6 protein-coding genes are annotated in these 11,203 nt (G+C 44.5%); all 6 read left to right on the top strand.

Going from position 1 to position 11,203, the window contains the following annotated elements; genetic code table 11:
* The first annotated feature begins 343 nt into the window (after positions 1–343).
* A complete protein-coding gene (locus C900_RS18555; RefSeq protein ID WP_009581690.1) occupies positions 344–2,143 on the top strand; it encodes a sensor histidine kinase in 1,800 nt (599 codons plus the stop codon).
* Positions 2,136–2,831, top strand: coding sequence for a response regulator (locus tag C900_RS18550; RefSeq protein WP_009581689.1), 696 nt, complete (start codon positions 2,136–2,138; stop codon positions 2,829–2,831). Before C900_RS18555 ends, C900_RS18550 begins: the two co-directional genes overlap by 8 nt.
* A gap of 630 nt (positions 2,832–3,461) precedes the next feature.
* Positions 3,462–4,718, top strand: a complete 1,257-nt coding sequence (locus C900_RS18545) for an alginate export family protein (RefSeq protein WP_040497085.1) — start codon at positions 3,462–3,464, stop codon at positions 4,716–4,718.
* A 23-nt stretch (positions 4,719–4,741) separates the two neighbouring features.
* Complete coding sequence (locus C900_RS18540; protein WP_009581686.1) at positions 4,742–6,100, top strand: NarK family nitrate/nitrite MFS transporter; 1,359 nt, start codon at positions 4,742–4,744, stop codon at positions 6,098–6,100.
* A 122-nt stretch (positions 6,101–6,222) separates the two neighbouring features.
* On the top strand, positions 6,223–9,753 hold the full coding sequence (locus C900_RS18535) for a nitrate reductase (protein ID WP_009581685.1): 3,531 nt from the start codon (positions 6,223–6,225) through the stop codon (positions 9,751–9,753).
* A gap of 29 nt (positions 9,754–9,782) precedes the next feature.
* On the top strand, positions 9,783–11,201 hold the full coding sequence (locus C900_RS18530; RefSeq protein WP_009581684.1) for a rubredoxin domain-containing protein: 1,419 nt from the start codon (positions 9,783–9,785) through the stop codon (positions 11,199–11,201).
* The last annotated feature ends 2 nt before the right edge of the window (positions 11,202–11,203 follow it).

The raw sequence follows: 11,203 nt of genomic DNA, 5'->3' as shown, positions 1-11,203 counted from the left end.
AATTCATTGATTATCAGAATCTAGTAAAAACTTGTCATTGGTACTTTGGAGGGATCTATGCACAAGTAACTGCTCCAAAGGTACATGGATCTCTCCCTTGGGGTCCCTGAGGCAAGCTCCGGGCAAACTCGGGACAGACGAGATGACCGTGCTTCTTAGAAGAGATTTTTCTTAACTTAATAAGCATTGTTGGACTGCTCTGGTTTTGCTCGTGTCCATTGCTATTTTCCAGTCACTAGTGATGGCATGAGTCATAACCTACGTACATTAAGTACAATTTCGTAAAATTTTACGTAAATTTCCTTCGTACTGATTTAAGGATATCAGGCAGACAATTCTATCGATGGTCAGACAAAACAAATTTGATAAACTGGGATGGTTCTACATTCTTGCGCTATCCTGCATAGCGTTAAGTATTATTGTCAGTCAGTTACTGATCCAAAGCTACATTAGAAACCAGCAGGATGATTCCAGAATTGTGAACGTAGCCGGCAGGCAGCGAATGCTTAGTCAAAAGATAAGCAAAATTGCTTTGCAGGTGCAGCAGGAAAAGCAAAGTGATAACCTTAAAAGGCTGGCGGGTAGTCTGGATAATACCTTGGAACTATGGGTGAATTCTCATTCAGGACTCATAGAAGGTGATGAAGGTCCGGGACTTTCGGGCGATAATTCGCCTGAAGTCATAGCCATGTTTGCTGAAATTGAGCCTCACTATAGAGATATGGTTAACAGCGCCCGGGCGATAATTGACCGCATCGACCAGGGTGATACAGCAAAAATTGGCTTGCAAAGTCACATTAATAACATTCTTATCCATGAGGGGCCTTTTCTGGAAGGTATGGATAAGATTGTGTTTCAGTACGACAGGGAAGCACAAGGTAGGGTAGCGCGTCTGCGAAGAACCGAGATTATCTTACTCATTATATCACTGGCAATTATCGTAGTAGAACTGCTCTTCATATTCCGGCCTTTGGCCAGGGATGTGCGTAAAACGGTAGCAGAATTGGTTGCTTCGGAAAAGAGATCAATCAAGATGGCCAGTGAGATGAGCCGGCTTTATGAGGAACTGGTAAAGTCTTATCAGGAACTGGAAGCAGTAAGCTTGAAGCCGGATATACCTATGCTTTACGCTACGATGGATAAGCGAGGCAACTTCACATTTTTTAGCGCTTATTTTCAGAGATTGCTGGAATACGATACGGACCAAATTCCTAATAATGTAAGTGATTTGTTGCTTAGCAATGGCTATAGTGAGGGGTTTGTAGCCGATCTGCTACGGATGACCAACGAAGAAAATACCTGGAATGGAGAATTGAAGTTAATTAACGACTCTGGCGATTTTTGTTGGTTGGAAGTGCATATAATCCCCGTACGCTACCAGGACAGGTTGGATCATAAGATCATAGCTCGTAATATCACCGAGGTAAAAGAAGCCAAAATCCGGTCCAGGGAGATCAACCGCGAGAAAGTAGAGGCGCGGGTACGCGAACAACAATACAGGTCGGTCCTGATCCTGGAAGGGCAGGAGGAAGAACGGCAGCGTTTAGGAAGAGAGATCCATGATGGTATTGGCCAGATGCTCACTGCGCTCAAGCTAAGCCTTGAATCGATAACGCCATCAAGTTCAAAACATACCGTCAAGCGCCTGGAAGATACCAAAGCGCTTATGAAAAGTATTTTAAAAGAAGTGAGAAGGATATCTTTTAATCTCACGCCCAGCAGTTTGAGCGACTTTGGTATTGTGGCCGCTGTTAAAAAATTCTGCCAGGAGGTAGACCGGTTGTCTGCCTCGAATGTATCATTTGAGAATAAGACACACTTTGTCAACCGCCTTGAACAACATATTGAAAATAACCTCTACAGGATCATTCAGGAGGCAGTTAATAATGCCATCAAATATGCCCTGGCAAAAAATATACAAGTGACATTCGAGCATGATCCAAGGGTACTGATAACCACTATTGAAGATGACGGAAAAGGCTTTGATTATGAAAAACTGATCAATTCAGGACATTTTGAAAGCTCAGGACACGGGATTTTCAATATGAAAGAGCGTGCAGCATTTATAAATGCGAAATTTGAATTATTTTCGGAGCAGGGAAAAGGAACGAGGATAATCATTAAATTGCCATTGGATGGATAAAATGACCGATACAATTAAGATCATACTTGCAGACGATCACGAAATAGTGAGGAAAGGGATCAGACTGTTGCTGGAAAGTGAGGGAGATATAGATGTGGTAGCCGAAGCTTCCGATGGAGCCGAAGCCATTGAGATGGTTCGCAAATATCATCCTGATATGCTTATTGTTGATATCCGAATGCCCGTTTTGAACGGCATAGATACAACAGCTCGTATTAAGCAGGAGTTTCCCGAGGTAAAGGTGCTGGTGTTATCCATGCATGATGATGAAGAATACATTATAAAATCCATTGATTGTGGAGCGGATGGGTACTTGCTAAAAGATACCAGCAAACCGGAATTTGTCAAAGCCATACATGCTGCACAAGAAGGACATAAATATTTTAGTGGCGATATCTCGGATATATTGGTCAATCGTTATCTATCTGCCAAAAGTGGATCGTCCGCAGCAAAAGGAGCAGATAAGTACGTCAGCGATTATCAGTTAACCAAACGTGAGCGCCAAATCCTCAGATTGATCTACACCGGGCACTCCAACAAGGCTATTGCCGACCAGTTAGATAAAAGTGTGCGAACCATTGAAACCCATCGGTTCAACATCATGAAGAAGCTTGATGTCAATAATATAGCAGAGCTTCTCCGTAAGGTAGACGGTGAAAATGATCTAAAAAGAGAGATCGAAGCTTAGTTTACCAAGGATGGCAGCAGATCGCGGTCTGATAGTCAATGAATTATCAATTCTCCCACTACCATCATCCCGGACGTAACGCAGTGAAGATCCGGGATCTCTTCGCTACTGGCTGTGACTGAACTTCAGTCTCTGCCACCGGACCAGGCGGATCCTGAATATTTCTCCGTTGCTCTACGAAAATTCCAGGATGAAACTGTGGTTTATGATTTCTGTTTCTCTTCAGTTACCTCTGTGGTTAATAATAGCATGCCATTACCTGCAAAATCAAACTGAAGTTGTTAAGTGCCTCAGGATGACCGCCTATTTTTAAGCATTTTATATCGGCTCACGTTTATTTCTTAATTTCTTTGCCTGAAGAAGCCATCAATTTTTCAATTTTTCAATCATTTCACGGTTTACGTAAAAACAAAATTAATAATGAGTATTAATACGTAATTTGTTTTGTTTTTACGTAGAAATATTACGTATATTTACGTAAATAATTTATCGCCTACGTAATTGTTGTATGAATGGCCATGAAGCACGCTATCCAAATTCAAATGTGATTGGGAAGGTCGAGGGTGAAAAGTCGACAGTCTCTGCTTCGGGTCTTCCAGCTATTTCAATACTAATACTAACTATATGGATATGAAAAAGCTTTATCTTGTTTTAACAGCGGTCTTTTTTCTAAGCCTGGGAGCCCGTGCGCAATTGGTAATAACAGGAGAGATCAGGCCCAGGGCCGAATTTCGTAATGGTTTCAAGCGACTACACGCCTCTGACTCTCACCCGGCTTTTTTTATAGAGCAGCGTTCGCGCTTGTATGTTGATTTCACCAGAGAACGAATTACCATGCGCATTTCCGTTCAGGATGTGCGACTTTGGGGCGAGAACAATCAGATATTTAAATCGGATAACGCATTCTTTGGTGTCCATGAGGCCTGGGGGCAATACCACTTTAATGAAAAATTTAAGCTTAGGGTGGGCCGTCAGGAATTGGACTATGATAACGCTCGTATTCTGGGTGATCTTTCATGGGCACAGCAAAGCCGCACTCATGACGCATTAAAGATAACTTATGAGGCAGGTAAGTTCAAATGGCACCTGGGGGCTGCCTATAACCAGGAGGATGTATTGTCCAAACCCGAACCGGCCAGACTGTCAGATACCTTCTACAGTGGGGTGAGTAATTATAAGACCATGCAGTATACATGGTTGAATCGCAGTGGAGAAAAAGTCGCCTGGTCATTGATGTTCCTTAACAACGGCTTACAGGCTGCCGACTCGTCTGTACACTTCTCACAAACCCTTGGCGGAAATGCTGAAACAAAAGTAAAAGGTATTACATGCACTGCAGAGGCTTGGTACCAGCTTGGTAAAGACGGGCAGGGAGCCGATTTGAGTGCATACCTGCTGTCGCTGAATATAGGCTTTAAGGCCGGCGGGATACCTGTAATACTTGGTGCGGATCATCTGAGTGGCACCGAAGCTTCATCAACAAAAAATACTTCCTTTGACCCACTCTATGGCACCCATCATAAATTTTATGGTTTCATGGATTATTTCTATGTGGGCAACCCTCATGGAAATGTCGGGCTCACCGACCTGTATGTCAGATCCAAGTTTAAGTTGGGTGAAAAATCTGCATTGAACATTCATCTTCATGAATTTTTCTCTGGTGCCCGCATTGTTACCGAACAAGCAGAGAAAATGTCGAAAAATCTCGGAACGGAGATCGACCTGGTTTATGCCGTCACTATAGCTCCGGATGTATCCCTTAACCTTGGCTATTCTCAACTATTTGCCTCATCATCTATGGAGCAGATCAAAGGTGGAGAGAAAAGTGAAGTGCAGAACTGGGCATGGGCAATGCTTACCATCAAGCCCAAAATATTTGAAAAATAACGTAACCACAAAACCGCACAATTATGAAAAAGATCAAAATCAATAAAAACGGTAAAGCCACGAACATCAAGCTATGGAGCTTTGGAGCTCCTCACATGCGGACGTTCCACCTCACCTGGATGGCATTTTTTCTTTGCTTTTTTGGCTGGTTTGGTATTGCACCTATGCTAAAGATCGTACGTGAAGATTTGGGTATTACCACTGACCAGATAGTGACCGCCAACATGGTGGCTGTGGCGTCAACGGTATTCATGCGGCTGATCATCGGCTGGTTATGTGATAAAATAGGGCCGCGAATAGCATATTCATGGCTGCTGATCCTCGGTTCCATACCGGTGATGCTTATTGGGCTGTCTCAAAATTACGAGCAGTTCCTTATGTTCCGGATGCTTATCGGAGCTATAGGAGCCTCTTTTGTTATCACGCAGTTTCATACATCGGTGATGTTTGCTCCCAATGTAGTTGGTACTGCCAATGCTACCACTGCCGGTTGGGGCAATCTTGGCGGGGGTGTTACGCAGCAGGTAATGCCATTGGTGTTCGCTGCAGCCCTGGCCATATTTGGTGCTGAGTCACTGGCCTGGAGATATGCCATGGTAGCGCCGGGTCTGTTGCTGCTTATAATGGGTGTTGTATACTTGAAATTCACCAGTGACACTCCTGAAGGCAACTATTCTGATTTGAAGAAAAACGGATCCCGCTCGCGCAAAGACACTTCAGGAGCAGCCTTTCTGGAAGCCTGCAAAGACTATCGCGTATGGGTGCTGTTTGTGATCTATGGCGCTTGCTTTGGAGTGGAACTGATCGTCAACTCCAAAGCTGCATTGTATTTTTCCGATTACTTCGGTATGAACCTGACCACAGCGGGAATCATAGCAGGTTTATTTGGGCTTATGAATCTTTTCGCCCGTTCGTTGGGTGGAATTTTGGGGGATAGATTTGGAAAAATGTCCGGTCTCAGCGGCCGCGTACGCTGGTTATTTGTTGCCCTCTTCATGGAAGGCATCGCTTTGATCATATTCTCAAGAATGGGAGCCATACCCACGATCATTGGTTCACTGTTGGTTTTCAGCCTCTTTGTACAAATGAGTGAGGGAGCAACTTACAGTGTAGTGCCATTCATCAACAAAAAAGCGCTGGGCGCAGTGTCCGGTATAGTTGGAGCAGGTGGCAATGCCGGTGCGGTAGCAGGTATGTTTCTGTTTAAAAAGGAAATGACGGGCCTGGAATGGACAGATTCATTTTTGGTACTGGGGGTCATCGTAAGCGCTGTTTCCTTCATTTCATTTTTGGTAAGGTTCTCTGTGCAAACTGAAACAGAAGTAAAGTTGGAAATGGAAGAATCGCATGTGAAGCAAGAGCCGGTAGCTGCTATGGCTTAAGCAGGTCCGGTGAAGAGATTCGAGGTCATCCGGTGGTATGCGAGAGGTATGCATATCGGATGACCTGGTTGGTTCCAGGTAATGGAGCCGGAAAAAGAAGTACTCCTATAAATGAAAATTGTATGCCTGATGCACATGAAAAATTTAAAACTACTTGCTCATATTGTGGAGTAGGATGCGGGATTGAAGTAACTGTCACAGGAAAGGACCGGCTAGCATTAAATGGAGACCCTGATCATCCGGTGAATAAGGGTATGTTGTGCTCAAAGGGCATGAACCTGCACTATACGGTAATGGACCGCACAGACAGGCTATTGTTTCCACAAATGCGATGGAGCAAGGCTCATCCTATGGAAAGAGTAAACTGGGACGCTGCCATCCAACGGGCTGCCGCTGTTTTCAAAACACTCATTGAGCAACACGGCCCTGATTCGGTCGGGTTTTATATTTCGGGACAATGCCTTACAGAAGAATACTACCTGGTTAATAAACTGGTGAAGGGATTTCTCGGCACGAATAATATAGACACCAACTCACGCCTTTGTATGAGCTCAGCAGTAGCGGGTTACAAACAGGCTTTAGGCGAAGATTCCGTACCCATCGCTTATGAAGACATCGAGCAGGCAGATTGTTTTTTTATAGCAGGAGCCAATCCTGCCTGGTGTCATCCCATATTGTTCCGAAGGCTGGAGGCACACAAAGCTAAAAATCCTGATACCAAAATAATAGTAGTTGACCCGCGGGTAACTGATACCTGCCATTTGGCGGATGTGCATCTTCAGATCCTACCCGGAACAGATACGGTGTTGTTTCATGCCATAGGCCGTTGGCTTATTGAAAATGGCTATACCGATGAGCAGTTCATACTGAACCATACTGACGGTTATGATCATTATAGGAAGGCGGTTTTGAAAATTACGCTAAAACAGGCGGCTTCTATCTGTAAGGTCTCTGTAAACGATCTTGAGTTGGCTGCAAGATATATCGGCAGTAGCAAAGGGTTTATCAGCATGTGGGCCATGGGTTTAAACCAAAGTACTGCAGGAGTGAACAAGAACCTGGCCCTGCTCAATCTTCACCTGATCACTGGCCAGATTGGAAAACCCGGATCCGGACCATTTTCGCTGACGGGACAGCCTAATGCCATGGGAGGGCGCGAGGTAGGCGGTATGGCCAATCTTTTGGCAGCCCATAAGGACCTCGCTAATCCAGAGCATCGTGAGAGTGTAGCTAAATTTTGGGGTGTAAAAGAAATCGATGCTAAACCGGGTTTAACAGCTACCCAAATGTTCGAAGCCCTTCGTGATGGACGCATGAAGGCGGTCTGGATCATCTGCACCAATCCGTCAGTAAGTATGCCCAACGCACGCTTGGTAGATGAAGCGCTGTCAGCAGCTAAGTTTGTCGTGGTGCAGGATATTTCCCAACGCAGCGATACGCTCAAATATGCCGACCTGGTATTGCCGGCAGCCTCATGGCTCGAAAAAGAAGGCACCATGACCAACTCTGAAAGGCGTATCAGCTATCTTTCCAAAGTGATAGATCCTCCCGGAGAAGCGCTTCCCGATTCGGAGATCATCTTACGCTTTGCCCGAGCCATGGGGTTTCATGGGTTTGATTTTGATAGCCTGGGGGAAGTGTATGCCGAGCATTGCAGGTTGACAAAGGGAACCAATATTGACATTTCCGGCCTTGATTACTCCAGATTAAAACAATTGGGAACGGTTCAATGGCCGGTGCCAAGCTTAGGGCATCAGGGCACTACCCGACTTTTTACGGATAAGAAATTTTATACCCCCAATCAGAGGGCGCAAATCAAAACCAATGGCGAAGAGCTACCAACGGAACAGGTAACACCTGACCACCCATTGATCCTGACAACGGGAAGAATACGCGACCAATGGCATACTATGACGCGTACCGGAAAGGTAAACAGGCTGAATAAACACTTGCCCCACCCGTTCTTAGAGATACATCCAAGCGATGCCACGTCAAGGGGTATTAAAGAAGGGGATCCTGTAGTGGTGAGCAGCCAGCGTGGAGAGGTGAGGGTAAACGCTGTTATTACCTCAAACATAAAACAGGGCGTAGTATTTTTGCCCATGCACTGGGGCAAGCACCTCGGCCAGGATTTTGGACGTGCGAATAATGTCACCGATGATAGTATAGATCCCACTTCAAAACAGCCGGGATTTAAATTTTCTGCTGTAGAGGTTAAAAAATATTTGAATCCAAAGCAGAAGATCATCATTGTAGGTGCCGGTGCGGCTGCATACAGATTCATTAATACCTACAGGCAATTTAATAGCGAAGATGAAATTCATGTATTCTCCCGGGAGCCATGGCCGTTTTATAACCGTGTGCTTCTGCCGGAATATGTTAATGAAACAAAGGATTGGGAAGATTTGCTTAAATGTGAATACGATGAATTGAGGAAACTTAATATTCATCTTCATTTATCCAATGCCATTACCAGCATTAACAGGGAAAATAAGACCGTAACAGACCAGCAGCGGGTATTGCATGATTATGACATTTTGATACTCGCTACGGGCAGCCGTGCGTTTGTACCCCCGGATGCTCCCATGTATCTTCCCGGAGTGTTCACCATGCGCGACCGTCAGAATGCAGATGATCTAAAGAATTATCTGAAAAAGGATGGCCATGTGTTGGTTATCGGAGGCGGGTTGTTGGGTCTTGAAATAGCTGCTGCATTACGCGAGATGAAGATAGAGATCACGTTGGTGCAACTGGGGTCACGCTTGATGGAGAGGCAGCTAGATACTACTGCCAGCTCGTTGCTCAGACAGTATGTTGAGGATATTGGTATCAATGTGTTTACCAACGATCAGGTCAACCATATTGAGTTATTGAAGAACGGAGATGGTCTGTATATCAATCTTCAGAGTGGGAAGTCGCTGAATTGCGATGCAGTGGTCTATGCAATCGGGACTAAGCCCAATATTGAACTCGGGAAAGAGGCAGGTTTGGATTGTGGACGCGGTGTGGTGGTCAATCACTATCTTCAAACAAGTGACAGCAGCATATATGCCCTTGGCGAAATTGCTGAACATGATCAGAAACTCAATGGCATAACAGCGGCTGCAGAGCAGCAAGCAGACATTTGTGCCCGTTACCTTGTTGGTGACCTTACTGCTTCTTATCAAGGGTCGGTGTCAATGAATATTCTTAAGTTTTCGCACCTGGACCTGTGCTCTGTCGGGCTTCCGGAGATACCGGCCAATTCCAAGGGCTATGATGAAATTATCTTTCTGGACCGGTCACAGCTTTATTATAAGAAATGCATAGTGAAAGGAGATAAGCTGATGGGCACCATCCTTATGGGAGATAAACTAGAGTTTGCGGAGTTTAAAGAATTGATCGAAAATGGTACGGAGCTTTCCGAAAAACGCATGCAGTTATTAAGATCCAACAAAAAGGTTGTTCCTGTATCAGGAAAGCTCGTTTGCTCCTGCAATAATGTGGGGCAAGGCAATCTGGAGGAGGCCATTCACAGTGGTTGTCATTCGTTAAATGCACTTTGCGAAAAAACAGGAGCAGGCTTGGGGTGTGGTAGTTGCAAACCTGAAGTTCAACGAATATTATTGAAGTCGGAAATCGGAAATTTAAAAGCTGAAAATCATAATTCGTAAATGGTAATTCGTAATTCGTAATTTAGTCCATGGTGAAAATAAAAGAATTGGTACGTGTTTTTGTGAAGGGAGGCATTATTTCTCCGGGTGATCTCCTGAAGACGATAGAATTAGCAGAAAGATTAGGAGCATCGTGCATCCATTTTGGCTCCAGGCAAGACATTCTTTTTTCGGTAAAGGAGTCTGATCAGCACCTATTGAATGCCGCTTTCGAAGCCATAAATACCTCGTACGAAATCAATACATTTGAGTATCAAAATATTGCCAGCTCCTATGCAGCTCTCGACCTGCTGCCCAGCAAAAAATGGTTGGCCTCGCATATTTACCACTACGTGCTGGATAGCTTCGATTATTTGCCCAGCCTGAGGATAAATATTGTGGACCCATCACAGAGCCTGGTGCCTTTGTTTACCGGTAATATCAATTTTCTGGCGTCAAATCAGGAAAATTTTTGGTATTTGTATTTACGGTTCAGTGAAAATCAGGCCAAACCCTGGCAGTTTCCATTCCTAATTTATAGCGAGGATATAGCCAAGGCCTCACAGGCCGTGGAGGAAATGGAAATTGTTAAAAATAAATTAACCTGGCAGCAGGTACAGGAAAAATTAACTTCTGGTTTGGATCTGAACACCCAGCCTGTTAAAGAACAACTGGTTTATCCTGACACAAATTTCCCCTATTACGAAGGCATCAATAGAATGACAGATGATAAATACTGGTTGGGATTATATTGGAGAAATAACCAGTTCAATATAGATATCTTAAAGGCTATCTGTGAGCGCTGTCTGAATACCGGTGTGGGCAAGCTCAGTCTTACTCCCTGGAAATCTTTTGTTATCAAAGGTATTTTCGAAAAACACCGCGTGGGTTGGGAAAAATTAATGGGTAAATTCGGTATGAACCTCCGGCACTCTGCCCTTGAACTGAACTGGCACTTGCCGGCATTGGACCAGGAAGCGTTAGAGCTGAAGAACCACCTGGTGCGGACACTCGATCAGCAGGACATAAGCACTTATGGACTTACATTCACCATAAAAACCACTGATGATATTACGCTATTTACCTCTATTGTGATAGAGAAAAATCATTTAAAACCAGATACTTACAATATCTTATATTCCCGTGATTTTGATCCTAACTCGATGGAGTATAGTTGTTATGCTCAAGGCGTGGTAAAAGATGTGATAGCACCATTACTCATCGAATTGAGCCACCTTTATTATGAGCATCTTGAGGAGGATGTTTCTATAACAGCAACACCGGCTGAAAGGGAAAAGCAGATACAAGGCAGCGCGTACCAATGTAAAAATTGCCTGACTGTATATGATGAAAAGTACGGTGACACTCAGGCCGGAGTAGCAGCCGGAACTTCCTTTGCGGCGCTTCCCGAAGACTATCGGTGCTCCCTGTGTGGAGGGGGTAAAGAGCTTTATGAGAAAATCGGCTGATA

The organism is Fulvivirga imtechensis AK7 (assembly GCF_000331535.1).
Taxonomy (GTDB): domain Bacteria; phylum Bacteroidota; class Bacteroidia; order Cytophagales; family Cyclobacteriaceae; genus Fulvivirga; species Fulvivirga imtechensis.
The sequence above is the reverse complement of the archived record's forward strand: the minus strand, read 5'-3'. Positions and strand labels throughout refer to the sequence as shown.

What these genes read in the sequence shown, in the direction of transcription:
- C900_RS18540 (WP_009581686.1), top strand. Translation starts at nt 4,742, where the DNA reads ATGAAAAAGATCAAAATCAATAAAAACGGTAAAGCCACGAACATCAAG.
- C900_RS18545 (WP_040497085.1), top strand. Translation starts at nt 3,462, where the DNA reads ATGAAAAAGCTTTATCTTGTTTTAACAGCGGTCTTTTTTCTAAGCCTG.
- C900_RS18530 (WP_009581684.1), top strand. Translation starts at nt 9,783, where the DNA reads ATGGTGAAAATAAAAGAATTGGTACGTGTTTTTGTGAAGGGAGGCATT.
- C900_RS18535 (WP_009581685.1), top strand. Translation starts at nt 6,223, where the DNA reads ATGCCTGATGCACATGAAAAATTTAAAACTACTTGCTCATATTGTGGA.
- C900_RS18555 (WP_009581690.1), top strand. Translation starts at nt 344, where the DNA reads ATGGTCAGACAAAACAAATTTGATAAACTGGGATGGTTCTACATTCTT.
- C900_RS18550 (WP_009581689.1), top strand. Translation starts at nt 2,136, where the DNA reads ATGGATAAAATGACCGATACAATTAAGATCATACTTGCAGACGATCAC.